The organism is Rufibacter latericius (assembly GCF_003721515.1).
Lineage (GTDB): Bacteria > Bacteroidota > Bacteroidia > Cytophagales > Hymenobacteraceae > Nibribacter > Nibribacter latericius.
In genome coordinates, this window is the sequence record NZ_RJJD01000003.1 from 260,462 (window position 1) to 285,552 (window position 25,091).

Below are 25,091 nucleotides of genomic sequence, written 5' to 3' on the forward strand. Positions count from 1 at the left end.
CCATACTGATTCAATTTATGGTTTAATTTTATATTCGATTATTCCCATTATTGAAAGAGCAAACCAGAAAGAAATAGTAGAAGTTCAACCAGGATTCACCAAGAAGGAAGCGGGATGGATGTTCTTCTTAGGTAGAGATTGAAAATGTATAATGTGCCTTAATCTTAAAGGTAGCCTATCTTATTTAGCGGCCATTTTCAATAAAATTTAGGTAAAAAAGTACAAGTGAAAAGATTTTAAAAAATTTTATTATTTATAGAAACATATAGAATTATAACAACTAAGTTGCAAGTATTTTCATTTATGTTTCTTCATATAATCCTTCCTTATGGCTGAAGCCACACAGCCCGTACGTTACTCTTGATTCCTCTGGTTGGCTTCTTTGTTTTAGCAGTAAGATTCAAAAACAAGCCCTAAAACGACTCCTTTTCAAAACAATCCATTAGCCTGTTTCGGGTTTCTTGGTCCTTCATTCTTTTTTAATGTTCTGTATTCTGTCGTACATTTAGGGCGGGTTTTTACCTGGCCGGTCCGTCCATTTGCACCTTTATTCCGTAGGTCTGGCAATATTATTTAAACAGCGAGGAATAGTCTTTTGCTGTCCCCCTTTACTTAATGATAGCCAAAGACGAAGCTCCACTATGGAAAACAAGCAAGCGACCATCAGTACCACCATTGAAAAAAATTATGACTCAGAGTTCTGCGGCAGTATTCCGTTACACTTGGTCAACCTGATTCAGCCCCATGGCGTATTGCTCGTCCTTGATCCAAATGACTTGCGGATAGTTCAGGTGAGTGAGAACGTAGGGCAACTGTTAGGTATTCCTGCGGCAGAGATTTTAAATGAACCCGTTTCCCGCTTTTTACCCGAACACCAATTCGAAGATATCCGGGCGAAAATGCAGGGCCAGAATAGCTCCGCCAAAATCCCGTTTAGTGTCACGTTCTTAGTGCATGGCCAGGAGGTTATTTTTACAGCTTTGGTGCACCCCAAAGAAGGCTACGTACTCGTAGAACTAGAGAACAACCAGGAAACCTCCTCTAAGAACTCCTTCCTGGAATTGTACCAGCAGATCAATTATATTACTTCGCTCTTAAAGCAGGCAGGCAGCATCTCAGAAATCGCGCAGATAAGCGTAGAGGAGATCAAGAAACTGACGGGTTTTGACCGGGTGCTGGCTTATCAGTTCGATCCGCAGTGGAACGGGATTGTGATTGGCCAAGCCAAAGAAGAGGACATGGATGATTTCATGGACCTTCGGTTCCCGGCCTCCGATGTCCCCAAGCAATCGCGCGACCTGTATTTCAGCAATCCGTACCGTTTGATTCCTACCCGGTCGTACACCCCGGTGAAGTTGATGCCTTTGATCAATCCGCTCACACTTCGGTTCACAGATCTATCTGACTGTAACCTGAGAAGTGTGGCTCCCGTGCACCTGGAGTACCTGGTGAACCTGAAGGTGATGGCGTCAATGTCGGTGCCGCTTATCATTGACAACAAGCTCTGGGGACTTATTTCCTTTCACCATAAAACCGAAAAGAACCCTAGCTACGAACTAAGATCAGCGCTGGAGTTATTATCCGGCATCATTTCGGGGCAGTTGGCCGGTAAGGAAAGAGAGGAAACCATTGAACGGCGCGCGCATTTACGGGGCATCCATGCGCAGTTGGTGGAGCAATTGTATACCAATCCCAGCCTTCCGGACGGACTTCTTTCCGGAGCCACTCACCTGCAACAACTTTTAAACCTTTCGGGGGCGGCCGTGTTGTTTGAAGGCGGCATCTGGACCAGTGGCCAGGTTCCTTCAAACCAAGAACTGAAGGAGCTCCTTTACTGGCTCCGTCGGAACGGAACCGACAAACTCTTTGCCACCACCACTCTGCCCCACCAGTACGTGCGGGCCCGGGATTACCAAGAGCTAGCGAGTGGCCTTATTGTTTTGCCCATCAATGCAGAGCAGGGGGAATATATTTTAGGGTTCCGGCCCGAGGTGCTGCAGACGATTAGTTGGGGAGGCGATCCAAACCAAGCCATTCAGATGGAACCAGATGGTAAGACTTACCATCCGCGCAATTCCTTTGCCACCTACCAGGAGACGGTGAAACAGACCTCTCTTCCGTGGTTGCCAGAGGAAGTTGAAGCGGCAGAGTCATTACGAAGTGCTGTCCTGGAAAAAATCATCAAGGAAAGGCATTGAGGTACGCCTTTCCTCGTTTTTATCTTTAGACAGAATTAATGTGATTGCCTATGGTAAGTTTAAAACAGTCAAATACCCTTCCTAAGACAGACCATTACCTCATAGGGATTGGAGCATCGGCGGGAGGGTTGGAGGCTATCCATAAACTGTTTGACCATTTCCCCAATAACTCCAGCTTTTCGTTTGTCATCATCCAGCACCTTTCGCCAGACCACAAAAGTCTCATGGCAGAGTTGCTGTCCAAGCACACCCAAATGCGGGTACAGGAAGCCGAGAATGACATGGTTACCCGCCCCAACTGCATCTACGTGCTGCCCAGTGGCAAACAGCTAACGGTGAAAAGAGGCCGCTTGCGGCTGGTAGACCAGATCAGAACCCGTGAGCCAAACTTCGCCATTGATGTGTTTTTTGATTCGTTGGCTAAAGACCGGGGCAAATACGCCATAGGCATTGTGTTGTCTGGCACCGGAACAGACGGCACCAAAGGCGTGAAAATGATCAAGGCAGCGGGCGGCATGGTCATGGTACAAGACCCCGCCTCGGCCAAGTTTGACGGCATGCCCCGCAGTGCCATTGAAACCGGCGCGGTAGATTTTGTTTTTCCCCCAGAGCGGATGCCCCACGAAATTCTGGAGTTTACCCGTCAGATTCCTCTAGTGCAAACCTTGATTGAAAAGAACAATACCATTGAAGACGATGAGGTGCTGGAAGAAATCCTGGACCTCATCTGCACCCATACCCAAACCAATTTCAAGAGCTACAAGCAAGGCACCATTTACCGCCGCATTAAAAAGCGGATGGACCTGCTGAAGGTGATCACCCTAGCCGATTACCTGACTTACATTCACGAGAACCCTGCCGAGATAAAACAGCTTTGCCAGGAATTCCTCATCGGAGTGACCCGGTTTTTCCGAGACCCCGAGGCCTTTGAGTATCTGGAAGAGGAAGTCATTCCGCAGATCATCCAGAACACGCCCCAAGGGGAAACCATTAAAGTATGGGTGACTGCCTGCAGCACCGGGGAAGAGGTGTACTCCATTGCCATGCTGTTTCAGGAGTGTTTTCAGAAAATGGGCCGTGAACCGCTGGTCAAGCTGTTCGCCACCGATGTAGACCAACGCGCCATCCGGCAGGCCTCCAAAGGGGTGTTCCCAAATTCCATCGCCAAAGATGTAAATGAGAAGCGCCTGCAGGAATTCTTCCACTTTAAAAACAACCGGTACACCGTAAAGGAAGACCTCCGGAAGCTGGTGGTTTTCGCGCAGCACGACCTGCAGAAAGACCCCCCGTTCAGCCGCATAGACCTGATTACCTGCCGGAATATGCTCATCTATCTTAACCCAGACCTTCAGAAAAAGGTGATGGCGGTGTTCCCCTATGCTTTGAAGATGAACGGGTACCTGTTTCTGGGACCTAGTGAGCACATCGGGGACCTGAAGAATTATTTCTCTGAAAAAAACCGAAAGTGGAAGTTCTTCCAGAAGGTACGGGAAAGCAAAGACCTTCAGCACTCGTACGGCGTGAGCCACCACACCCGGGCGAACTCAGAAGATGTTCCGTCTACTTACCGCAACACCCAGTCCTTACGCTACAATGAACTGTTCCTGGATGCGGTGGCCGAGGACCTCAAAATGGCGGGCCTCTTCATTGACGATAATTACCAGTTGCTGCATGGCATAGGGGATTTCAACCGTTTCCTGAAACTACCCGAAAAACGCCTGCAGATGAACCTGCTGAAAATGGTGTCTAAAGAATTGGGCGTTACCCTTAGCGTAGACATCCGGAAGGTATTGAAGAACACCAAAATTGTCTCGCGGCAGGTAGTGGTGAAGCAGGGAAACAAAAGCCAGCTGGTGAATCTTACGGTGAAACCCATTTCGGGGGAGCCAGACATGCCCAAGGTGTTGCTGGTGCTCATGCAGGAGGTAGGAAAGGCAAGTCCGGCGCTCAAGCACCTGCAGCCTTCCCTGGTATCGGAGGAAGACACCGAGTACTTCCACCAGCTTTCCGTTTTAGAGGCAGAATTGAAAGAAGCCCGCGAAAGCCTGCACCTGACCGTACAGGACCTGAGCACTTCCAACGAAGAGCTGCAGTCAACCAACGAAGAGCTCATGTCTTCCAACGAGGAACTGCAAAGCTCCAACGAAGAGATGCAGTCGCTCAACGAGGAACTGCACACCGTAAACTCAGAACACCAGCTCAAGATAAAGGAACTGCAGGAACTGAACGAAGACCTGGACAACTACATGCGTAGCTCCAACATAGGCCAGCTGTTCCTGGACCATCACCTGGTTATCCGGAAGTTCACAGCTCCTGTCATGCAGTTCATCAACATCATCGACATTGACCTGGGTCGGCCCATTCACCACTTATCCCATAACCTGAAGTACTCCCGCTGGATGGAGGACATCAAAAAGGTGAACAACACCTCTACTGAGATAGAGCAGGAAGTGGAGACCACCAATGGAAGATGCTTCTTGATGCGCATCATCCCTTACCTGAAGCACGACGGAAACAAAGACGGCGTGGTGCTCAGCTTCGTGGACGTGACTACCCTTAAAGCCCTGAGCAACGTGGTGCAAGGCGTTCTCAACAGTTCGCTGAACAACATCATGGCGTTTCAGGCGGTGCGCAACCAGGAGCAGGAAGTGGTGGATTTTAACTGGAGTCTACTAAACAACCAAGCCGAGCAACTCATTGGTAAATCCCAGGCAGAACTTCTGAATAAAAGCGTTCAGACTGAGATCACATTCCTGAAAAAGACGGGATTGTTCAAGAAGTTTGTGCAGATCATAGAAACCGGCCAACCCCTGCACATTGAACAGAACCTGGAACTGAACGGACGCCGAGGCTGGTATGAGATTGCGGCCGCTAAAATGGGCGATGGTCTCACCCTCACCATGGCCGATGTCACCGAAAAACGGGAAAGCGAGGAAAAGATTCTGCTGGCCTACGAAGACATCAAACGGGCCGAGGAAGACCTGATCAAGCTCAATGGCCAATTAGAAGTACGCGTGGCAAACCGAACCCAGGAGCTCTCCGAAAGCCAGGAACGCTTCAAGCTGGTGTCCAGGGCCACTAACGACGTGGTCTGGGACTGGAACCTAATTTCCAATGAACTCTGGTGGAGCGACACCATGAAAACCATCCTGGGGTATGACCCCGAGGAGATGGGCAAAGGTATTGACGCCTGGTTCAACAAAATCCACCCAGATGACAAGCAACGGGTGATCAAGGGAGTCAACGAAGCCATCAACACCGGCCAGGATCAATGGGTAGAGGAATTCAAGCTCATCCGGGCCGACGGTTCTTACGCATCCATCTACAACCGGGCGTACATCCTGCACAACGAGTACCAGGTGCCGCACCGCGTGCTAGGCTCTTTCATTGACATCTCAGACCTGAAAGACACCCAACTGAAGCTGCAGGACACCAACGCCCACCTGTTGCGCGTGATTGATGACCTGGACAATTTCGTGTACACCGCCTCCCACGACCTAAAGGCCCCCATCCACAACATTGAGGCCCTGTTGCGCGAATTGCAGGTAGAGTTACCCTCTGAGAAGTCAGACCTGGCGGATGTCCAGCAAATCATGGACATGATGCAGGGAGCCATTGAGCGTTTCAAAAAGACCATTGGTAACCTCACTGAGATCACCAAACTCCAGAACGACCACAGCACCGATGTCAGCTCCATTCACCTGGCCAGCCTGGTGGAGGATGTGACCCTTGATCTGGAACCCATGATCAAAGCAGAAAATGCCCAGCTGAACGTAGATGTAAGCAAGTGTCCTGTTCTCTCCTTCTCTGAAAAAAACCTGCGCAGCATTGTCTACAATTTGGTCTCTAATGCCATAAAATACCGGTCACCCGATCGTGAACCCGTGGTGTCCATAAGTTGCGAGCAAAAAGACCGCTTCGTTGTGCTAACCGTCCAGGACAATGGCCTGGGCCTGAGCCCTGACCAACTGGAGAATCTGTTTTCTATGTTCCAGCGGTTCCATGACCACGTAGACGGCTCAGGTATTGGCCTTTACATGGTGAAAAAGATCATGAACAACGCCGGCGGAAAAATAGAAGTAGAAAGCCAGGTAGGCGAAGGCACCACCTTTAAAGTGTATTTCAGAAAGTAACTGCTTTACTACCCTGGGCATAAGAATCCTGGTTTAAGGCTTGTTTTGTGAAAACAGGCCTTAAACCAGGATTCTCTATTTAACCCCTCTCCTACATTCCTTTGCAATTAGAAACTGATGAACATCAGTTTTGGAATAGAAATCCATCAACTTCCCTTTAGGGTGAAGTAAGGAGCTTTGCGTTATTCCTTAAACGCATGAACACTACCCCTCCCATCAAAGCCCTTATTATTTGGTTACTTTCCGGAGCCTTCCTTATCCTAACCATGGTGGTGATTGGCGGTATCACTCGGTTAACCGGCTCGGGGCTTTCCATTGTAGAATGGAACGTAATATCCGGCACCCTGCCGCCCCTATCAGAAGCAGCCTGGCAAATTGCGTTCAACAAATACCAGCAATTCCCGGAGTTTCAGAAAGTGAACTTCAACATGACGCTGACTGATTTCAAACAGATTTTCTGGTGGGAATACCTGCACCGCTTGTTGGGCCGGCTCATTGGTTTAGTATTTATTATCCCGTTTCTCTTCTTCCAGATCCGCCGGCAGCTTTCTGGTTGGCTTCTGAAAAGACTCCTGTTTATTTTGCTTTTGGGCATGATGCAGGGAGCCATGGGTTGGTTCATGGTGAGGAGCGGTCTGGTAGACAATCCGCACGTGAGCCATTACCGGTTGGCCGCCCACCTCTGCCTTGCCCTGGTCCTGATCAGCACCATCCTCTGGACGGTGGCAGACCTGAGACTAAGTGTAGCAAAGAATCATCCTCCCGACACAGGCTTGTTCCGTTTTTCCAAAATGCTGCTCGCCTTTTTGTTTCTCCAGATTGTCCTGGGCGCTTTCGTGGCCGGTCTAAAAGCCGGGTTCTATTACAACACCTTTCCCCTGATGAACGGAGAACTGTACCCATCTGTGTTCCACGAGATTCTTACCTGGCGGAACTTCATGGAAAACGGTTCTTTCATGCAATTTGCCCACCGGTGGGTAGCAATCCTCGTTTTAGGGCTCCTTTTCAGATTTTGGCACAAAAGCCGTCACGCGGATCTTTCCCCCGGAACAAAGCAACTCATCCAAGCCCTTCTTCTTCTTGGGCTCCTGCAGGTGGGCTTAGGGATTGCTACCTTGGTTTTGCAGGTTCCGGTGGTATTGGGTGTTTTGCACCAGGTCGTGGCAGTAATTCTGTTCTCCTGTGCCGTGTTGGTGGTACACCAACTGCAGATTGCATATAGAAACCTGGTTCCTAGGGTGCACCTTCAGGAGAAAGCAAATGTTATTGGATAAGTAGCAATCTTGGTAAATGGAAAGGGCAACCCTTAGTGGTTGCCCTTTCCATTTACGGATATACGTGGAGACAAGGCATGTCTTGGCTCTATATTTATTACCCTATTTGGTGCCGTTCCGGTAAATCCTGACTGGGAAGAGGCGGTAATCGTTTAGGTTGATGGCGTACAGGAAGCCTTCCCAGTGAATGACGGGGACCACGCCGGTGGGTGTGATGCCGTTGTTGTTGGGGATAGTAAGGAGAGCGTTTCCTACATACGAAACATCCTGCAGGCCCAAGCGGGTGACGAGGTGCGACTGGAATGCTTCTTTCTGGTCTTTGGAAGAGGTAAACCCGATTTCCCGGGGCACCAGTTCCTCCTTTTTCCCTTCGGTGTAGTAAGTGATCTTTTCCACGGTGTTGATGGAAATCTCGGGTAGGTAAAGGCGGGGCACGGCGGCTTTCGCACCTCCGGCTTGGTAAAACTGCACCGAGGTGGAAACCGGGCGCACCAGATCCGGGAGATTAGCCATCTGTTCCAGGCGCTTCAGTTTCTCGGCTTTGCTTTTCTGCACCGAGACTTCCACCGTGTTTGCGGCTTCAGTAGCTCCTCGGGTGAGCAGGGCATGCTTTTGGTGTACCTCCCAAATGGCGGTAAAGGTGGTGAGGAAATGGTCTGTGTTCTTGAGATGGAAAACCTCCAGTTCCTGCACCTTTTTCCGGGAGACCAGGTACGTGTGGATGTTCTTGGTTTTCTCGTAGACGGCTTTCATCTTGCTAGCCTGGGGCGTACCCTTGTAACGGGTGCTCAGTTCCTGTAGAAGGGTAAGCCGGCGGTTAGATTCCTTGATGTAGCCAATTTCCTGTAAGCCCAAATCTTCGCCCGCCCCTATCACGGCCCTGCGGCCTGCCTCCTTCCTCCCGAAAAGGGAGCGCATGAAATCCATCATTCAGTCAATATCTTTTTAAGGTGCAGGGTTTCAATCTCAACCTGTATTTTTTCGGCGTTTTTCTGATTCTCGAAGAAATTGTCCAGGTTGTTTAAATACAGGTCTAAAAGGGAATCCTGCTCCTGCGTCAGGATCCCGTTTAGCGCTGTGTTGGAATCATCGGCCATTCTTATTCAATCTCAATTCGTTTTGATTTCCCTAAGGTACCCAGGATTTTGCTGTTGAGCTCTTCCTGTACCAAGGCGAGCTCTTTTACGGCCTCGGCCCGTTTGCGGCTGCCCTCCTCTGAGATTTTGATCACGGCATCAAGGGTCTCTACCATGTCTTTATTTACTTTCTTGAGGGTGTCCACGTCCACAATGCCGCGTTCGTTTTCCTGCGCCGCGGTGACCACGTTGGTTTTGAGCAGCTGCGAGTTCTTCAGGAGCATCTCATTGGTGGTATCAGTCACTTTCTTCTGGATCTCCAGGGCCTTGCGTTGTTTCTCCAATCCCAACGCAATGGCTACCTGCTGGCGCCATACCGGAATCACGGTTACAATGGAGTTCTGGATTTTCTGGGCCAATACGTCATTGGTGGTCTGGATCATCCGGATCTGCGGCATGGACTGAGTAGCAATGGTATGCGACAAGGTGAAATCATGCACCTTTTTCTCTAAACGGTCTTTAAACGCCACCATATCAGCTAAACGCTGCACCACCAGTTCATCTTGACCGCTGCTTTCTACCTCAGACTGCAGTTGGGGAATGAGCTGGTTTTCTATTTCCTCAATCTTCAGCCTTCCGGCGGCAATCAGGGAACGCACCTCATGGATGTACTCCACCACTTGTTTGAACATGACCTCCAGACCGGTAGAATCTTTCAGGACGCTCTGGCGGGTTTTCTCCAGCTTCACCACCACATCGTCAACGTTCTCAGACACCGAGTTGTACTGGCTGGCCAGCTGCTTGGTCTTGTCTTTGATCTTGCCCACAAACGGCAGGCGGGAGAAGAAACCGGGTTTCTCGGTCTCGTCTACCTTGATCATGTTGATCTGGGTCAGCAGCTCATTGATGGCGGCACCGGCATCACCAGAGTCTTTGGCTTTCACCTTGGTCAATAGCTCGTTGGAATAATAGCCCAGCTTACGCTGCGTTTCCACGCCAAAGGAACTGAGGCTTTCCGGCTTGGTAGGATCTATGGTCTTGGAGATTTCCAGGGCTCTCTGCTGGATCAGCTCTTTGTTTTCTGACAGGGCAATTTCCTTGTTTTCCATGGTGTTTAGCTTCTTGCGGTGTGGGGGTTCTGAACTGAATCTAACTCAACGACAAACTCTTTTATCTTTTGGTGGCGGCCGTTGACTTCGTACCACTCAATCTCATTTTTGGGCAGGTATTCCCCTAACAGGCCGTGCACTTCCTGCAACAACTCCGGGCCTTTGCGGGTCCTGAACTCCGGGTTCTTATAGAAGGCGCTCAGGTACTGTACTTTTACTTGTCCGCCCTGGGTCACGGCCAGTTCCTTCACCTCTACCACTAACTCAGACGACTTCTGTTTATCCGTCACAATGGTCTTGTAAACGCCTTTGTGCTCGTCTTCCAGTACCGCCCTGCACTTCTCCTGAAGGTCTTGGATGGTTTTCTGTAGTTTCTGGTTTGGCCTGATGCGGCTTCCGTAAATGTAGCCTAAGAATCCGCCTAGTATCAATATGAATGCGATTGTGAATGCCATAATTTTATCTGTTTAGCTAAAAACGCACTAATTATAAGATTCTATACGCAGGCTCACTCCTAATTGTCATGGTTCTCCGGCCTAAGGGGTTCTTCTTCTCTCTCTTTTGCCACTTGCCTCCTGGTTAGGCTTTCTCTTAATCCATTGGTTTCCCTCTATTGGTCGATGATCGGAATCAAATATTACTATTTTCCGGTAATTATTAGTCATCCTGTTTTGGTCCTGCATTACAGAAAACAGTCCCAAAATTCCGCGGCAAACGTAAGATACACCCTACAAACGTACCTCGCGTTTTCGGCCCCGGAAAGCCTGACGGAATAATAGCTACCTTTGCTCCCTAAAGAAACACCAAATGCTCCAAAGAATCCTGGATACCCTGAAGATTGACCAGTTAAATCAAATGCAGGAACAAACCCTAGCCGCCGCCCAGAAAGGTGATGTCGTGCTGCTGTCACCTACCGGCTCCGGGAAAACATTGGGGTACCTTTTGTCAGTTTTGCCTCGCCTTTCTCCCGAGGTGCAAGAAGTTCAGGCATTGATTCTGGCCCCGTCCCGGGAACTGGCCCAGCAGATTGAGCAGGTATTCAGGAGCATGGCCACCGGCTTCAAAGTGGATTCCCTCTACGGGGGGCACGCTACCAACCCCGAGAAACGCAGCCTTGCCAACCCGCCGGCCCTCCTAATCGGGACCCCGGGCCGGATTGCCTATCACCTGCGGGAGGAGAACTTCGCTACTTCCTCTATTCAGACGCTGGTGCTGGATGAATTTGACAAATCGCTGGAGTATGGTTTTCAGGAAGACATGGCCTACATCATTGGGCAGTTACCCAAAGTAGACAAACGGCTGCTGGTATCGGCCACGTCCATGGCCAACGTTCCCTCTTTTACCAAGCTCCGGAATCCTATCACTGTCAATTTCCTGCAGGAAGCCAGTAACACGCCAGATTTACAGGTAAAAACGGTAGAGGTGCAGAAAGGGAACAAGATGCAGGCACTTTTGGAGGTGCTTTGCCTGGTAGGTACGGCTTCCAGCATGGTGTTCTGTAATCAACGCGAGACCGTAGAAGCGGTAAGTGAATTCCTGCGCAGCAAAAACTTGCCCCACGGCACCTTCCACGGCGGTCTGGAGCAACCTGACCGGGAACGTACCTTGATGAAGTTCCGGAACGGTACCTTCCGTACCTTGGTGAGCACCGATCTGGCCGCCCGCGGTCTGGACATCCTCGAGGTGGAGTTTGTCATCCATTTCCAGGTTCCCGACCAGGATAATTTCACCCACCGGAACGGCCGTACTGCCCGCATGAACGCCAAAGGCACCAGCTACCTGCTCCTCCAACCCGATGAAAAACCCGCGTACCTGACCAGAATTCCGCCTTTGGAGAAACTTCCTGCCAAAGCCACCCTGCCCCCGCCCTCTCCCTGGGAGACGATCTACATCAGTGCCGGCAAAAAGGACAAGGTAAACAAGGTGGATATTGTGGGTTGGATGCTGCAAAAAGGCGGCCTGGAGAAGCCTGACCTGGGCCGAATTGAGTTGCTGGACAAAGCAGCCTACGCCGCCGTGGTTAAAACCAAACTAGATAAAGCCGTAAAACTTTTGCAGCAAGAGAAACTGAAAGGTAAGAAAGTGAAAGTAGAGAAAGCGATGTAAATGGTAAAGTCCCTGAGCGCATTCTCAGTCATTTCCTTGTTAGATTAGGATGTTTGACTTAAGGTGAATGGCAAAAGCTATCTTAGCTCTTCAGGATGGACAGATCCAATCTAAAAACGAAGCTCAGATAAGAGATAATTCCAACTAAAGGAATATCCTTTACCTGAGTTTCAGAGGATTTTATAAAATCGATATTCGAAACCTTGTGGGTATTTGGTTCCTTTAGGCCTGCTTTCTGGAAAACAGGTTATAAACAGGTTGGAGAAACAAAGGCCGCTGACAATTAGTGGAGCAGTTCTTCTTCCTTCAGCCAGTCGAAAATGATCTGGTCTACCGGCGAAACCTTTTCTCTATCAGCGTAGCTTAGCCAAACCACTTCTTCTATCTCACTGGCCGGCTGGATGGTTCCTTTGTAGGCTCCCGTGTAACAGGTCATTTTCACCTCTACGCCTTCGGCATGGTTATCGGCTTGGGCCTGGAAGGTCCCGAAATAGTTGACGGTTTCCTCTACCAAGTCCACGGTGAGTTCTTCTTTGATCTCGCGGGAAAGAGCGGTAAAGTCGTTTTCGGAGGGTTCGCGCTTTCCACCCGGAATGTAGTATTTAGTTCGTCCCTTGCTTCGGGAACTCAGGATATGGCCATCTTTGATTTCAATCCAGGCTAGCTTATCAATCGTTTCCATGTTTTTTCGGTTACGTAAAGCGTATGGATGAATATACTCAATCCTCCTGTTTTTTAAATCTAAAAGTGAGAATATTTCACCTGGAAGTCCCCTTAAAAAGAGCTGCTTTTGATTTCTGTTTCAAGGCTGATTTCATAAAACCACGCCTTAAACGAAGGATGGCTGGAATTCTTCCAACCAGAACTAGGTCTGGCTTTGAAGGAATTTAAAGCAGGATGGCTCCCGCTTATCTGACACCCCCGCAGAATGTTAAACTCCTCTGAAGGTTTCAGGAAACGAGCACAAGCCTCATTCACCCTTTGCCGAGATACAAAGGGTTGGATGAAAAGGAGGCGTGTGCGGGGAAGTGGTAGAGGATTATTCCTTCTCTTTCTTCTTTTCAGGAGGAGTAGAGGAGAAATTACCATTCTCGTCTACGTACATGATCATGTCCTCTAACTTACCGCCGTTGGAGTTTTCCTGGCGTTCCTGCTTGCGTTCTTCCTTGTCTTTTTTCTTCTTCAGTTTTTTCTGTTCTAATTGCTTCTTCATGAAGCTGTTCTGTGATCTTGCCATAGTAAACGATTATATTAAACAAGTTACCGGGAGCTAGGCTCCATAGGTTTGAAAGGCTTTCTGCTGCATTCTCTATCCTTTTGCCTACTCTTTATACGAGAAAGCAGCCGATTCAACAGTTCCGAAAAGAAATTCTTCCTGAACCTTGAGGCACAATACGGAAATAGTAGAGAAATAGGCAGGAAAAACTTTTGACTAGTCTTTCCAGGATTATCAGAAAACTTATAACCATCGTTTAGAACGATAGCGCAAGAGAGGAGATAATGATTGCTTTCCGATACAAAGGTACACAAATTGTAGCTCTAGACCTATTCCCTTTCAGCTCAAAATTGAACGTTTTTAAAATTTAATTTTACTTTTTCTAGGATATTTTGAACTTATGTCTAACTTTGAGGGTATCAGATGTATAATTTCAACAATATGAATCAAGGAACAGTAAAATTCTTCAACGACTCTAAAGGGTTCGGTTTTATTAAAGACAACAATTCAAATCAGGAGTACTTCGTACACGTTTCTGGCTTGGTAGATGAAATCAGAGAAAACGACGAGGTAGTCTATGATCTTCAGGAAGGAAGAAAAGGACTAAACGCCATCAACGTTAAACGCGCTTAGTCTTTAGTTATAAAGATATAATACAGAAAAGCCTCTCCGTTTGGGAGAGGCTTTTTTTATGGCCGCTTGGGAAGGCGTTCTTGCCCTGTTTTCAGAAAAAGGGCAAAAACACTAAGTAAGGTCCAGGTCAGGAGTTTCCGAATACATACTTCTCCATGAATTCATTCCTGAACTTTCCTTCCGGGTCATGCTGAAGTAGTAATTGCCTGAAATCCTCCATTCTTTCATATTGCACCTGCAACACTTTGGGCTCCATGGTAAACAGCTTTCCCCAATGTGGACGGGCATTAAAGGGGGCTAGTTTCTCTTCTATTAATGGAAGCAGTTGCAAGACCACTTCCTCATCCTGTTTCCAGGTGAAGTGAAAGGCTACGGTGGTTTGCTTGAACTGCGGACTCAGCCACAACTCATCTGCTTTGATAGTTCTGATTTCTGACACAAAGAGATGAGGCGAAATCTTCTCGTGCAATGACTCTATTGCCATGATGGCATCATAGGCATGCTCAATGGCTACGAAGTATTCACTCTGCAATTCCGCCCCGGCGCTAGGTTTGAAGCCCATCTTAAAGTGCGGCAAACGCTCATACCACTCACCTATTTCTCCTAACTGGTCGGTGGTGTTCTCGGGGGATTGACTCTCAATTGGGTGCAACTTCTGGGTAGCCACCTTGGCTCCGAACAATTCAGGTTCAATATAGGATAACACTCCCTTCTCGGCTTTGCACTTTATCCAAACCTGGTTGATGTTCTGGTTTTCCCAATGGGTGAACAGACTCACGCTGTACCCTTTTGATATAATCTCCACAAAATGGTCTTTAAGCGCCCCCATGGGTAAATTACGGTACACAAATTGGGTCATTTTAAAGGAGGGTACCAGGTCAAGAGTAATCTTTGTCACAATACCCAGCCCTCCAAGGGCGACAACTGCCCCGTTGAAAAGCTCCCCATCCTCCTGCCGGGACATAGTTACCAACTCACCCGAGGCATTCACAAACTCAATGGCAACGACGGAAGTTGCCAAGTTTCCATTCTGAATTCCAGAGCCATGGGTAGCGGTAGTACAAGCTCCTACGACGGTAATGTGAGGCAGGGAAGCCAGGTTTGGCAAGGCATATCCATTTGCATCCAGGAAGGGAGCCAGTTCGCCATAGCGCATGCCACTTTCTACTGTAACTGTTTGGGCGGCTTTGTCAAGAGAAATCAGGGCATCCATGTTCTGGAGCGAGACCAGGTTTTCGCGGTTGTCGGCAATGTAGTTGAAAGAATGACGAGAGCCCAAGGCCCGAAGCTTAGAACAGCCTCTTACAATGCCCTGTACTTCCTGCAAGGTAGATGGGTAATGTACTTTATCTGTGCTGTAGGTAAGGTTACCTGCCCAGTTTTTCAAACGAGTATGGGGCTTAGTAGAAGCAGAAGCTTTAAACTTGCGGGTAATGGACCGAAGAAGTAAGGCTCCGCCTGATAGCACCAGGGCTGCTTTTAAGAAAGTAATTTTCCGCATGTTGTTTTCTTTCGTCAGTAGACGTTTGGCCTTTTACTTAGGATAGCCCCCACATACTTATTTACCAAAATCCTTAGGCAGCCAAACGTTGCAAGATCACTTTGCAAGGAATTTCTGAGGTAACTTTTATGCTATGGGTTTTATGGAGCGGAATGGAGAAAAAATCACCGGGAGTTAAGTAGTGGGGGGTGTCTTCCACTGAAATAGTGCAGGTGCCCTCCACAATCAGGAATCGCTCATGCTCATCATGGTGAACCTCCTCCCCGGCTTTATCCTGGAGCCAGACAATGGCGGTAGTAGCACTGGGTGAGTACCCGATGATTTTCACATAAATTTCCTCTTCCTGTGAAGGAACCTTCAAGTCCTCACGGTTTAACCAATCAGCAAAGTCTTCCACTTTAGAATCTGGGGTAAGGGTAGGCGGGGAGGTCACGGGCTCTCCGTTCTTCATCCTTTCCATGTAATCTATGGTTGCCAATACCAGCGGCTTCAATGTGACACTGGGTTCCACGGCATGGGCTATGGCATAGGCTTCAATGCTATGCCGGATGGTTTCAATCTCTTCGCGGATTTCTGGATGAGCAGCGGCCATTAGTTCAACCTCCTGCGTTTCCTCAGGCGAGGTAACCCCCATGACGAACAGCTCTAAAATCCCGGATTCTATAAAGTCATTGATGGGGTTCATGCTGTTTTCTCTGCTCCTAAATGTTTGAAAGCCAAAACTAACCGGCTTTTAAGTTGTTCTTCTGATATTCCTAAGGCTTCGGCAGCCTGTGCGCACCGGTACCCTTTGAGGTAGATTAAGTCGATGATGGCTTTTCCTTCGGTTTCAAGGTGCCCCAGGTTAGCAAACACCCGATTTTCATTTGGCAGTGATACCTGAGAAATAGTTTCACTCTCCTCCTGCCCTTCCTCTGAACCAAGATTCTGGCGACAATATTTACCGGTTTTCAGGGCTTCCAGGGAAACCCCTCTGCCAATTGCCAGGGCCCAGGTCAGAAACCTGGACTTTGAAGGATCATAAATGTGGATGCGGGACCAGATGGTTAAAAAGGTTTCCTTGAGAACCTCCTCAGCTATGTGAGGTTCCGGTACCATCCGGGAGATCAGACCCATTAGCACGGGTGCAAAGGCATCATATAGAAGTCCGAACGCTTCCTGCTTGCCTTCCTGAATGGCCTCAATCAGCCGCTGTTCCGCCTCTCCCCCAAACCTGCTTTCCGCCATAAAGTCATTTAAATTGATCAGGCCTCCAGCTTTTCCTTGAGTTTAGAAGAAGACGCCCCTAAGGTACACCAACTACGCTTTTGGAGCAAATTCGCCAAAGTGGCCGGAAAGCAGCCAGCTAAATTCTGGTTTTTATTACCCTGTACTTCAGAACTAGGCTGGCAGTCCTACTTTCATACTTACTCCAGCAAAAAACTCTTATTTGGGGAGCTTCAATACAAACTCTTTCCCAGGAGCAACTGTGAGCTTAAATCCTTTGATCCATGGATTATATAGCCGCAATGTCTTGTAATTGGTACCCTGGTCTACCGCATATTGGGCCAAATCCGGAATAGAAGAAGTAACTGTCAAAGCACGGGTGGGCAGTGGCTCATACCCCTGCTCTTTGGGCAGTTCAAAGCCATATTTCTGCGGATTGCCCAACACTTCTTTTAACGCCAGAATGCGGAACATGTACCGGGAGGTTTCATCGTTCAGGTACAGATCATAATAAGAGTCCACCTTCTGTTGCTCCAGGGCACGATCAATCCCTCCTACTCCTCGGTTATAAGCAGCAGCGGCATTGGTCCAGGACCCGAACTTCTTCTTGGCTGACTTCAGGTACCGGCAAGCGGCCAGGGTTGATTTCTGCACATGGAAACGCTCGTCTACCTCTGAGTTCACCAGCAACCCGTATCCACGAGCGGTATCAGGCATTAGCTGCCAGAACCCCGAGGCCCCAGCGGGTGAAGTCACTTGGCTAAACAAACTCTCGGCCAGGGAGAGATACACAAAATCAGCGGGAATATCATTTTCTTTGAGCAGGCGCTCAATTTCAGGTTGGTAGCGTTGCATCCGCTTGAGGCCAATCAAGGTGGTAGCCTGCAAATAGGAATTAACCAATAGCTCTCGGTCTAACCGCTCGGCTACATCGGGCACCTCCAAGGGAACCGGTTCACCAGCAAATGACATGGAGGAAGGCAATGCCGGGGCTTTGATGACACTTCCGCGGGTAAAAGCCTCAACGCTCCCCCCACCAGAGGCGCTTTCCCCTGAAAACGACTGCTGACTGCACAGATTCAACGTAATAGCAATAAGCCCCAAACCGCCCAGGTATTTCCAAATATTATGTGTCATGACAAACTCCTTTTTGGCCTATTCAGGTTGATTTATCACCCTCCTAAGCTTCATTTCATGTAATTAACCAACCATCAATTCTCTATTTTACGTTCATTCTATGTTGTTAAGTACAAGATACGCTCCAAAAAATTAGAACAATAGGGATTGCCTTCAAGTATCTACTTAATTTTTTCTTCCCTTTTGTTTTTAGCCCAGTTTTAAGAAAACACTCATAAAAATAAAGTTAACTTTTTGATCCTAAATCAATTTCCCTGTTCATACAACACTAAACAGGATAAGCACTTTTAGGGGAAGGGCTATAATTTGCGGGGATTTCTGAAGCTCAATGAATGGCCAAAATTTTTAGGTAAGCAAATAGTGGTTTTTGCCTAATTCCGTAAAACCAGCCTAAAATCAGATTGTCCTTCTGGTACTGGTAAGAAGGTCTCACTTTAAGGACGCTGTTGGTCTTTCCGAAAACCTTTGCTGAGGCTATCGCCTCACTGAAGTTGCAAACTTCAGATCATTTTGGGTCCAAGTCGCAGACTTGAACCATAGAATAAAAGAACAGTACACCACCTGCGGCGGACTGGGGCGAAGGCCTACAGTGAGGCCGAGGCACGGCCTGCCGCACGTAAGAACCCTTCAAGTGGTAATGGCCTGCGTCTACTATGAAACAGAGGACTTCAGGGGGTGGTACAAAGAGGTGAAGAAAAGACTGTCTGGGCGTCAGCGAGTTTCTTTTCTTCTTGATTCTTTTGGTTAGGTTGAGCATCAAGGAGAAAAGTGACAAACGCGGGCAGGGTGCAACTCCAGACCAGGAGTTAGTAGGGAAGAGAGTAGGAAGTAAAGGCTTATAGCTAACCGTAGAGACAGTTGAGGTTGTTTGTGATAAAACCAACAACGGTGATGTGATATTTCAAAGTTGAAAGAAATTGAAGCCTTCACCCCCACCCAAATAAAAATATGCAAATCAAAACTTCCTAAAAAGCAACCTCTTACCCCACAAACCAAGAGATAAACTTCACTGAACTTTAAAGCAAAAGAAGCCTCTTAAAGGAAACAGATCCCCAAACTTCCCTTCCTAAAATAAAGCCCCTTCCTTAACCCTTCGCTTACCCCAGCGTATAGACGTTGAAATACTAACCAACAGAATAAATAACACTATGGCAAAGCTAAAAACATTAGAAGACCTGTTTGAGCACCAGCTCAAGGACCTATATAGTGCAGAGAAACAAGGGATTGCGGCGCTTACCAAGATGATCAAAGCTACCGAAGACCAAAAACTGAAGCAGGCCCTGGAAACGCACCTGGAAGAAACCAGAGCACAGAAAGACCGCCTGGAGCAGGTTTGCGAATTGGTAGGCACCAGCCCGGGACGTATGAAATGCAAAGCCATGGAAGGCCTGGTAGAAGAAGGCGAGGAAACCATTGAAGAAGATGCTACCCCAGAGGTAAAAGATGCCGGCCTGATTGCTTCTGTGCAGCGCATGGAGCATTATGAGATTGCCGGTTACGGTACCGCCGCTCACTTCGCAGAGCGTCTAGGCCATGCAGAGGCAGCTAAACTTCTAAGACAAACCCTGGAAGAAGAGCAAAGAACCGATACGTTACTGAACGAGCTGGCTAAAAGCTACATCAACGAGAAAGCCGAATAGCCTTCCGTTAAAGAAAGACAGGAAAGCCTGCTCCTCTTGGGGAGCAGGCTTTCCTGATTTAGGGCGATTTCTGTAAAACTGGGTTAAAAATATCTTCCCTGCCCAGGCGAGGTTAAAGCAGGATTCCCGAAATTTGGCAACACATGTCACCTACTACTTCTCTTTCGTTTTTACCAGAGTTACCGGTCAAGGAAGCGTTACCGCGACTTCTAACCGCCTTAGAGAATAATTCACGCGCAGTGCTGGAAGCTCCGCCCGGCGCGGGTAAAACCACCTTGGTTCCTTTGGCCCTTCTGGAAGCCGATTGGCGCGCAGGCGGTAAAATTCTCATGCTGGAACCCCGGCGGTTAGCGGCTCGGGCAGCAGCTCAACGCATGTCTGACCTGCTAGGCGAAGAAGTGGGCCAAACCGTTGGGTTCTGGGTGCGCATGGAGCACATTGTGTCAGACAAGACCCGGATTGAGGTAGTCACAGAGGGCATTCTCACGCGCTTGCTGCAGAGCGATCCCACGCTGGAGGGAGTAGCCGCCATCATTTTCGATGAGTTTCATGAAAGGAGCCTCCAAGCCGATGTGGGGTTAGCCCTGGCCTTGGATGCCCAGGCCGTGCTTCGGCCCGATCTGCGGCTGTTGGTCATGAGTGCTACCCTGGATGCCGCCTCCGTTGCGAATTGGCTGGAAGCCCCGGTCATCAAAAGCGAGGGACGGCAATTTCCGGTGGAGACCCATTACCTCACCCCCGCTGAGCTAGCCTCGGCCGGACAAAGGCCGGCAGAGCGTTTAGTGGCCCTTTTGCCAAAAGCCCTCCGAAAAGCCCTGGATCAGGAACCCGAAGGTGATCTCCTCGTTTTCCTGCCCGGAATGGGCGAAATGCGGCGGGTGGCCCAGGCGCTGGAGGGAAAACTGACCTCAACCATCGACCTGCACTTACTGCACGGCGACCTGAACCTCACACAGCAACTAGCCGCCATCCGGCCGGCTCCCGCTAACCGACGTAAGATTGTTTTAGCCACCAGCATCGCTGAGACCAGCTTAACCATTGAGGGGGTGAAAGTGGTAATTGACGGAGGATTCGCCCGCGTTCCCAAATTCGTGCCCCGCATTGGGCTGACCACACTTGCTACGATTCCGGTTTCCAGAGCCGCCGCGGACCAACGCCGTGGTCGGGCGGGCAGGTTAGGACCCGGTGTTTGTTACCGCATGTGGTCATCCGCGGACCAACTGCAATTAGCCGACCGCCAAACTCCTGAGATCTGCGAAGCCGATTTAACCGGGCTGGCCTTGGAACTCTCCATCTGGGGAGCCCAGGAGGCTACCGACCTGAAGTGGCTGGATATACCGCCCGCGGCCGCTCTTTCCCTGGCACATGACCTGCTTATCAGACTTGAGGCTCTGGACAGGAACGGGAAAGCCACTGCCCATGGCAAGGCTCTGGCAGCTTTGGGGCTATCCCCTAGGTTAGGCCATTTGGTAGTGCGGGGCCATGCCCTTGGATTAGGAACTACCGCCTGCGAGATAGCCGCGCTGCTCTCAGACCGGGATATCCTCAAACCCCTGCAGATCTCTTGGGCCGATCCGCTTCCGGATCTAACCTTGCGGCTGGAACTACTGGATGGCCAATCTCCTCCCACCCCGGGCTTTGTAGTGGATGGCAACACCGTCCGGAAGATAAGGGAACAGGCCCAAAACCTGCGGCAGCGCATCAGGGAGAAAAGAAAACCTCTTGATTTTGGCGCCATCGGCTTATTAACTGCCCTCGCGTACCCAGACCGATTGGCCCAGCGGGAAACTTCGGGCAGGGTCCGGCTTATCTCTGGACAGCGGGCTGCTCTGCAAACCGAGGTATTCGGCGAGGCCGAGTTTTACGCCATCGCCCACATGGAATTGTGTACCAGGCCCCGGGTATTATCGGCGGCAGCGGTGTCTAAAGAAGAATTGCTCACCCATTTCGCGTCGCAGCTTGAACGGGTGGAGGAAGTTCGGTGGGATGCGGCCTCAGAGAAGGTAATCGCCCGGCAGATCACCCGCATGGGAGCCTTGACTTTGGAAGAAGCAGTGTTGTCGCAACCAAATCAGGAATTGGTGGCCCGGGCACTTCTGAATGCTTTGCAGGAAAAAGGAATGGAACGGTTGCCTTGGTCAGAGGAAGCCAGGAGAACGCGGCAACGGCTGGCTTTCCTGCACCAGCTCTCACCGGAGCAATGGCCCGATGTCTCAGACACGCAACTGGAGGAAACGTTGGAGGAGTGGCTGTTGCCGCATCTTGTAGGCCTCAGAACCCTGGAACAGGTAGCTAGACTCGACTTCCGTGAGATTCTACTTGCTGACTTTTCCTGGGAACAACGGCAGGAAATGGACCGGTTGGCACCCTCGCACCTGGAGGTTCCCAGCGGTTCCCGCATCGCGGTAGACTACGCAGATCCCGCTTCTCCGGTCCTGGCCGTGCGACTACAGGAGGTTTTCGGACTATTGGATACGCCCCGAGTTGGAGGCGGAAAGGTACCTTTGCTCATGCATCTGCTCTCCCCTGCCTCACGCCCGGTGCAGGTCACAAGAGACCTCAGAAGTTTTTGGAGTACCGGCTACTTTGACGTCCGGAAAGACCTCAGAGGCCGCTACCCCAAACACCACTGGCCCGATGACCCTCTCTCAGCTCCGCCCACCAGAGGAACCAAGAAACGGCCTCAGCCTTAGGACCGCAAGTGGCGGGGCTCTTATTTGCTCCTGGAATAAAGGAAAGGAACTTGCCCTGCATTCAGGGAGCCGGGTTGTGGTGGCAAGAAGAACTCCTGCTTTAAGCTTATTTTACTTAAAACGGCCCAAAAACAACAAAGGGGAAGCAGAAGCTACCCCTTTGTTGTGAAAGAAACTGGTTGACTTATCTTCCAGCGTTTCTTACTTCGGCGTTGGCGCCGGCTGGACGCTCTGCTCCATCTTTTTCGCCGTCAGAGCCTTTTACTTTCACTAGTTTGTTGTAAAGGCCTAACAACAAGAAGGGAGCTGGCCACTGTCCTACGAACAGCGCTTCGTCATCCTTTTTCATGATTTTCAGGGTAGCTGATACTGCCATTGAACCAAGGGCGGCCCATAGGAAAAGGTCAGAAGGTAGCTTTGCGGTATACTCTTCAATGCTACGGGCTACTGGTCCTTCTTTATGGTCTGGATTGTAGTTATCAGCAGCTTCTTTTATGCTTGATGCATCCATAGTTTTAGATTATAAGGTGTGGTACATGAGTATCAAAACGTAGGAAGCTTTTATAGGGTTTACTAAAAATAGCAGGAATTGAATAGAAGGAAGGAAACAAGCGCTGCCAGCAGGGGCGAAATCCTGCTTTCTTCCTGTCTTAAATGTCTTTGGAAAGGAAATTACCGACTTGCAGAAATGACCCTCAAACCCGAAGTTTTTTCTATTTTCTTCCTTTTGGAAAGTATCTAAAAAAACCGTTTGGGGGCCATTTTCTGGAAAATGGCCCCCAAACGGTTTTTTATTCAGAACTTCTTCTTTAAAACAAATCAAACGAGAGCTGCGCCGTGGCTTTGGCTGGCTTTTGCTTTGAGACCAAGGCTTTAGGTAACACCACCGGCGGAAAACTGGCCGGTACCGGGGCCCCTTCGATTTCATACACCGATGTCTCTTCATACCTGGAAGCCACCACTACCTCGGTGCCCTGCGCGTGGGAAGTGAATAGCTCTTGGACCAGTTTGGGACAGTTATTATCCTTGGAAAGGTGGCCCAGCAGCACGTGGCTCATGAAATCTGGTTTGTAGCCGGTAAACAGCGAAAGCGCCTGCCGGTTAGAAAGGTGCCCATGATTTCCCCGAATGCGGACCTTCAGGTGGTACGGGTAACGCCCTTTCTCCAGCAGATCCTCATCATAGTTCGTTTCCAGGAAAGCGGCGTGGCACTGCATGAATTGCCGGATCACGTGGTCACAGGGTGCCCCGATGTCGGTGAAAACCCCCACGTTGATGCCCATGTGCGAGACCATGAAACTATGCGGATCAGCGGCATCATGGAACTTGGGAAATCCGGTCACCGTCAAACCTCCGATCTGCACCGGCTCGTAGGCCTGGAATGATCTTACCAATTGGGGCTCTATCCCAAAGCGCAAATGCTGCAAAGTGGCAGGGGTGATGTAAACCGGCAGGCGGTACTTTTTAGCCAAAACTGACAGCCCTTTGATGTGATCGGAATGCTCGTGGGAGATGAAAATGGCTTTCACCTTTTCCATGGAAAGGCCTAACCGCTGCATCCGTCGCTCAGTTTCCCGGCAGGAAATCCCCGCATCTACCAACACTGCCTCCTGCTCATTGCCCAAATAGTAGCAATTGCCGTTACTCCCCGACGCTAACGATGTAATGATCATCCCCATAGATATACAAAATTAAAGGAAGTTTAGCGGATTCTCTTCCTCAAGTTTTTCCGGCTTGCAGTAGTAAGTCAAAGCATTCATTAGTTAACATAATAAATAAACTGAAGCACTTTCTCCATCAAATTATAATAGGTTGTTAAGGTAATACCTGTGGCCCCACTAAAAAACAACCTAATCCAAGCCGAGGCTATTTAAGGTTTGTTTCTGTAAAAGAGTTCATCTGTTTTTAGGCAGTTTTCAGTAAAACGGGCGTCAAACGAAATTTTCTAAAACAGTTTACAAAGGTTGGGAAGAATTGCGGGGAATCAGGATGGGATCTAGGACGATGTGTTCTGGGGTGGAGCCGTAGAAATCTTTGTTCCCGATGAGTTTCAGGAAGAGGTGGGCGGTCTCCTCCCCCATTTTAATCGTTTGCTGGTCAACCGTGGAAAGCGACGGTGTCACAAACGCCCCGAAGGCCTCATTCGCAAAACCCATTACACCAATCTCATCGGGTACTTTGATGCCTTTCTCCAGCAGGAATTGCAGAGCACCCATGGCGGTATAATCCTCTGCGGCAAACACGGCATCAAAAGGAATTTCACTATCCATCAGGCGTTGCACCGATTCCTTCCCGAACTCCAGGGAGAGTTTCCCTTTGTAGATCATCTTTTCCTCTACCGGCAGGTTATGCCTTTGCAAAGCATCGCGGTAGCCCCTGAAACGCTCCTTGAAAATGGTGAGATTCCGGTCTGAGGTGAGGTGCACAATCTGTTTGTACCCTTGCGAAATAAGGTGCTCAGTAGCCACTAAACCCGCCCGGTAATCATCAATGGTGACCGAAGGCACAGGCAATTCGTGAATGGCACGGTCAAAAAACAGCAGCGGCACCTGGCGTTTGCTGATCTGCTCATAGAACTCCTTGCCGTCAACCTCCCCAGACACCGACGAGATAATGCCATCTACCCTGGACTGCAAAAACGTTTCAATGCCTTTCTGCTCCTGCGCCAGTGATTCGCCCGTCTGAAACAGCAGCATGCTATAGCCATTCTCGTTCATCACCCGCTCAATGCCGTGCACCACCGAACTGAAAAAGCTGGTATCCAGACTGGGCACAATAATTCCGATGACGTTGGTGCGCCCGGACCTCAGGGAAGAAGCCAGTTTATTTTGCTGATAATTCAGGCGTTTGGCAGTCTCCAGCACGGCTGCTTTGGTAGCGGCGCTAATGGCAGGGTGGTCGTTGAGGGCCCGGGCCACGGTGGAGAACGTCACGTCCAGTTCACGGGCAATATCATGTATAGTTGTTTTCTTCAAGGTATCTGGTGTGAGGGCAAAAAATACGACTCAGCCCGTTTTTACGTCCTTAAAGCTATCTAAAATCAGCTGGTTTTTAACACGATTTTCTTAAAACAGCTTCAAAACAGGCCTTCAAAGAAACAAAGAAAAGACGGGCTTAAAGGAAAAAGGCAGTTGAAAGTAGATAGACCGGTATCAAATAAGCTCAGAAA

Annotated in this window: 20 protein-coding genes; 7 read left to right on the forward strand and 13 right to left on the reverse strand. The window is 49.3% G+C overall.

The window, feature by feature from the left end; all coding sequences use genetic code 11:
* Positions 1 to 641: 641 nt before the first annotated feature.
* The 3 genes from EFB08_RS06785 (at position 642) to EFB08_RS06795 (ending at position 7,605) form a co-directional block, all read left to right on the forward strand.
* On the forward strand, positions 642 to 2,198 hold the full coding sequence (locus tag EFB08_RS06785) for a GAF domain-containing protein (RefSeq protein ID WP_123126185.1): 1,557 nt from the start codon (positions 642 to 644) through the stop codon (positions 2,196 to 2,198).
* Between the two features lie 50 nt (positions 2,199 to 2,248).
* Entirely contained in the window at positions 2,249 to 6,331 is a 4,083-nt protein-coding gene (locus EFB08_RS06790; protein ID WP_123126186.1) for a chemotaxis protein CheB, read from the forward strand.
* Between the two features lie 197 nt (positions 6,332 to 6,528).
* The gene (locus tag EFB08_RS06795) at positions 6,529 to 7,605 is read left to right on the forward strand and encodes a COX15/CtaA family protein (RefSeq protein ID WP_123126187.1); all 1,077 of its coding nucleotides are present in this window, start codon (positions 6,529 to 6,531) and stop codon (positions 7,603 to 7,605) included.
* Between the two features lie 102 nt (positions 7,606 to 7,707).
* Here EFB08_RS06795 and EFB08_RS06800 read toward each other — a convergent pair whose 3' ends face one another.
* Genes EFB08_RS06800 through EFB08_RS06810 form a run of 4 tightly spaced genes read right to left on the reverse strand, consistent with a single transcriptional unit; the run spans position 7,708 to position 10,245 of the window.
* Positions 7,708 to 8,535 carry a hypothetical protein gene (locus tag EFB08_RS06800; protein WP_123126188.1) on the reverse strand — a complete coding sequence of 276 codons (828 nt, stop codon included), beginning with the start codon at positions 8,533 to 8,535 and terminating at the stop codon, positions 7,708 to 7,710.
* Positions 8,532 to 8,702, reverse strand: a complete 171-nt coding sequence (locus EFB08_RS23450; RefSeq protein ID WP_165864820.1) for a hypothetical protein — start codon at positions 8,700 to 8,702, stop codon at positions 8,532 to 8,534. Before EFB08_RS23450 ends, EFB08_RS06800 begins: the two co-directional genes overlap by 4 nt.
* 2 nt (positions 8,703 to 8,704) lie before the next feature.
* Positions 8,705 to 9,790 carry a toxic anion resistance protein gene (locus tag EFB08_RS06805; protein WP_123126189.1) on the reverse strand — a complete coding sequence of 362 codons (1,086 nt, stop codon included), beginning with the start codon at positions 9,788 to 9,790 and terminating at the stop codon, positions 8,705 to 8,707.
* Between the two features lie 5 nt (positions 9,791 to 9,795).
* Positions 9,796 to 10,245: a hypothetical protein gene (locus tag EFB08_RS06810; protein ID WP_123126190.1), complete on the reverse strand. Its 450-nt coding sequence runs from the start codon at positions 10,243 to 10,245 to the stop codon at positions 9,796 to 9,798.
* A gap of 352 nt (positions 10,246 to 10,597) precedes the next feature.
* Here EFB08_RS06810 and EFB08_RS06815 point away from each other — a divergent pair, with 352 nt between their 5' ends.
* A complete protein-coding gene (locus EFB08_RS06815) occupies positions 10,598 to 11,896 on the forward strand; it encodes a DEAD/DEAH box helicase (protein WP_123126191.1) in 1,299 nt (432 codons plus the stop codon).
* A gap of 283 nt (positions 11,897 to 12,179) precedes the next feature.
* Here the strand turns inward: EFB08_RS06815 and EFB08_RS06820 are convergent, their stop codons facing one another.
* Both EFB08_RS06820 and EFB08_RS06825 read right to left on the reverse strand, forming a co-directional pair.
* Positions 12,180 to 12,578 (reverse strand): NUDIX hydrolase, encoded by a 399-nt coding sequence (locus EFB08_RS06820; RefSeq protein ID WP_123126192.1) that lies wholly within the window; start codon positions 12,576 to 12,578, stop codon positions 12,180 to 12,182.
* A gap of 357 nt (positions 12,579 to 12,935) precedes the next feature.
* On the reverse strand, positions 12,936 to 13,109 hold the full coding sequence (locus EFB08_RS06825; RefSeq protein ID WP_227006240.1) for a cold-shock protein: 174 nt from the start codon (positions 13,107 to 13,109) through the stop codon (positions 12,936 to 12,938).
* Positions 13,110 to 13,553: 444 nt separating this feature from the next.
* Between EFB08_RS06825 and EFB08_RS06830 the strand changes: the two genes are divergently transcribed.
* A complete protein-coding gene (locus EFB08_RS06830; protein WP_062542011.1) occupies positions 13,554 to 13,745 on the forward strand; it encodes a cold-shock protein in 192 nt (63 codons plus the stop codon).
* A 127-nt stretch (positions 13,746 to 13,872) separates the two neighbouring features.
* On the opposite strand, the gene EFB08_RS06835 is transcribed toward EFB08_RS06830, so the two are convergent.
* The 4 genes from EFB08_RS06835 to EFB08_RS06850 all read right to left on the reverse strand — a co-directional run bounded on the left by EFB08_RS06835 (position 13,873) and on the right by EFB08_RS06850 (position 17,589).
* Entirely contained in the window at positions 13,873 to 15,246 is a 1,374-nt protein-coding gene (locus tag EFB08_RS06835) for an FAD-binding protein (RefSeq protein ID WP_123126194.1), read from the reverse strand.
* A 73-nt stretch (positions 15,247 to 15,319) separates the two neighbouring features.
* Positions 15,320 to 15,931 carry a cupin domain-containing protein gene (locus EFB08_RS06840; RefSeq protein ID WP_123126195.1) on the reverse strand — a complete coding sequence of 204 codons (612 nt, stop codon included), beginning with the start codon at positions 15,929 to 15,931 and terminating at the stop codon, positions 15,320 to 15,322.
* Complete coding sequence (locus EFB08_RS06845; protein ID WP_123126196.1) at positions 15,928 to 16,473, reverse strand: RNA polymerase sigma factor; 546 nt, start codon at positions 16,471 to 16,473, stop codon at positions 15,928 to 15,930. Before EFB08_RS06845 ends, EFB08_RS06840 begins: the two co-directional genes overlap by 4 nt.
* A gap of 198 nt (positions 16,474 to 16,671) precedes the next feature.
* Positions 16,672 to 17,589 (reverse strand): lytic transglycosylase domain-containing protein, encoded by a 918-nt coding sequence (locus tag EFB08_RS06850; RefSeq protein WP_123126197.1) that lies wholly within the window; start codon positions 17,587 to 17,589, stop codon positions 16,672 to 16,674.
* A gap of 1,148 nt (positions 17,590 to 18,737) precedes the next feature.
* On the opposite strand from EFB08_RS06850, the gene EFB08_RS06855 reads away from it, so the two are divergent.
* Together EFB08_RS06855 and hrpB are read left to right on the forward strand one after the other, a co-directional pair.
* A complete protein-coding gene (locus EFB08_RS06855) occupies positions 18,738 to 19,229 on the forward strand; it encodes a YciE/YciF ferroxidase family protein (protein ID WP_123126198.1) in 492 nt (163 codons plus the stop codon).
* Between the two features lie 143 nt (positions 19,230 to 19,372).
* A complete protein-coding gene (gene hrpB, locus EFB08_RS06860) occupies positions 19,373 to 21,922 on the forward strand; it encodes an ATP-dependent helicase HrpB (protein ID WP_123126199.1) in 2,550 nt (849 codons plus the stop codon).
* A gap of 184 nt (positions 21,923 to 22,106) precedes the next feature.
* Here hrpB and EFB08_RS06865 read toward each other — a convergent pair whose 3' ends face one another.
* The 3 genes from EFB08_RS06865 to EFB08_RS06880 all read right to left on the reverse strand — a co-directional run bounded on the left by EFB08_RS06865 (position 22,107) and on the right by EFB08_RS06880 (position 24,897).
* Positions 22,107 to 22,433 carry a hypothetical protein gene (locus tag EFB08_RS06865; RefSeq protein WP_123126200.1) on the reverse strand — a complete coding sequence of 109 codons (327 nt, stop codon included), beginning with the start codon at positions 22,431 to 22,433 and terminating at the stop codon, positions 22,107 to 22,109.
* Positions 22,434 to 22,731: 298 nt separating this feature from the next.
* On the reverse strand, positions 22,732 to 23,601 hold the full coding sequence (locus tag EFB08_RS06875) for an MBL fold metallo-hydrolase (protein WP_123126202.1): 870 nt from the start codon (positions 23,599 to 23,601) through the stop codon (positions 22,732 to 22,734).
* Between the two features lie 276 nt (positions 23,602 to 23,877).
* Positions 23,878 to 24,897, reverse strand: coding sequence for a LacI family DNA-binding transcriptional regulator (locus EFB08_RS06880; protein ID WP_123126203.1), 1,020 nt, complete (start codon positions 24,895 to 24,897; stop codon positions 23,878 to 23,880).
* Between the last annotated feature and the right edge of the window lie 194 nt (positions 24,898 to 25,091).

Excerpts from the sequence above, each read along its gene's own strand:
- EFB08_RS06785 (WP_123126185.1), top strand. The coding sequence starts at position 642 with ATGGAAAACAAGCAAGCGACCATCAGTACCACCATTGAAAAAAATTAT.
- EFB08_RS06790 (WP_123126186.1), top strand. The coding sequence starts at position 2,249 with ATGGTAAGTTTAAAACAGTCAAATACCCTTCCTAAGACAGACCATTAC.
- EFB08_RS06795 (WP_123126187.1), top strand. The coding sequence starts at position 6,529 with ATGAACACTACCCCTCCCATCAAAGCCCTTATTATTTGGTTACTTTCC.
- EFB08_RS06800 (WP_123126188.1), bottom strand. The coding sequence starts at position 8,535 with ATGATGGATTTCATGCGCTCCCTTTTCGGGAGGAAGGAGGCAGGCCGC.
- EFB08_RS23450 (WP_165864820.1), bottom strand. The coding sequence starts at position 8,702 with ATGGCCGATGATTCCAACACAGCGCTAAACGGGATCCTGACGCAGGAG.
- EFB08_RS06805 (WP_123126189.1), bottom strand. The coding sequence starts at position 9,790 with ATGGAAAACAAGGAAATTGCCCTGTCAGAAAACAAAGAGCTGATCCAG.
- EFB08_RS06810 (WP_123126190.1), bottom strand. The coding sequence starts at position 10,245 with ATGGCATTCACAATCGCATTCATATTGATACTAGGCGGATTCTTAGGC.
- EFB08_RS06815 (WP_123126191.1), top strand. The coding sequence starts at position 10,598 with ATGCTCCAAAGAATCCTGGATACCCTGAAGATTGACCAGTTAAATCAA.
- EFB08_RS06820 (WP_123126192.1), bottom strand. The coding sequence starts at position 12,578 with ATGGAAACGATTGATAAGCTAGCCTGGATTGAAATCAAAGATGGCCAT.
- EFB08_RS06825 (WP_227006240.1), bottom strand. The coding sequence starts at position 13,109 with ATGAAGAAGCAATTAGAACAGAAAAAACTGAAGAAGAAAAAAGACAAG.
- EFB08_RS06830 (WP_062542011.1), top strand. The coding sequence starts at position 13,554 with ATGAATCAAGGAACAGTAAAATTCTTCAACGACTCTAAAGGGTTCGGT.
- EFB08_RS06835 (WP_123126194.1), bottom strand. The coding sequence starts at position 15,246 with ATGCGGAAAATTACTTTCTTAAAAGCAGCCCTGGTGCTATCAGGCGGA.
- EFB08_RS06840 (WP_123126195.1), bottom strand. The coding sequence starts at position 15,931 with ATGAACCCCATCAATGACTTTATAGAATCCGGGATTTTAGAGCTGTTC.
- EFB08_RS06845 (WP_123126196.1), bottom strand. The coding sequence starts at position 16,473 with ATGGCGGAAAGCAGGTTTGGGGGAGAGGCGGAACAGCGGCTGATTGAG.
- EFB08_RS06850 (WP_123126197.1), bottom strand. The coding sequence starts at position 17,589 with ATGACACATAATATTTGGAAATACCTGGGCGGTTTGGGGCTTATTGCT.
- EFB08_RS06855 (WP_123126198.1), top strand. The coding sequence starts at position 18,738 with ATGGCAAAGCTAAAAACATTAGAAGACCTGTTTGAGCACCAGCTCAAG.
- hrpB (WP_123126199.1), top strand. The coding sequence starts at position 19,373 with ATGTCACCTACTACTTCTCTTTCGTTTTTACCAGAGTTACCGGTCAAG.
- EFB08_RS06865 (WP_123126200.1), bottom strand. The coding sequence starts at position 22,433 with ATGGATGCATCAAGCATAAAAGAAGCTGCTGATAACTACAATCCAGAC.
- EFB08_RS06875 (WP_123126202.1), bottom strand. The coding sequence starts at position 23,601 with ATGGGGATGATCATTACATCGTTAGCGTCGGGGAGTAACGGCAATTGC.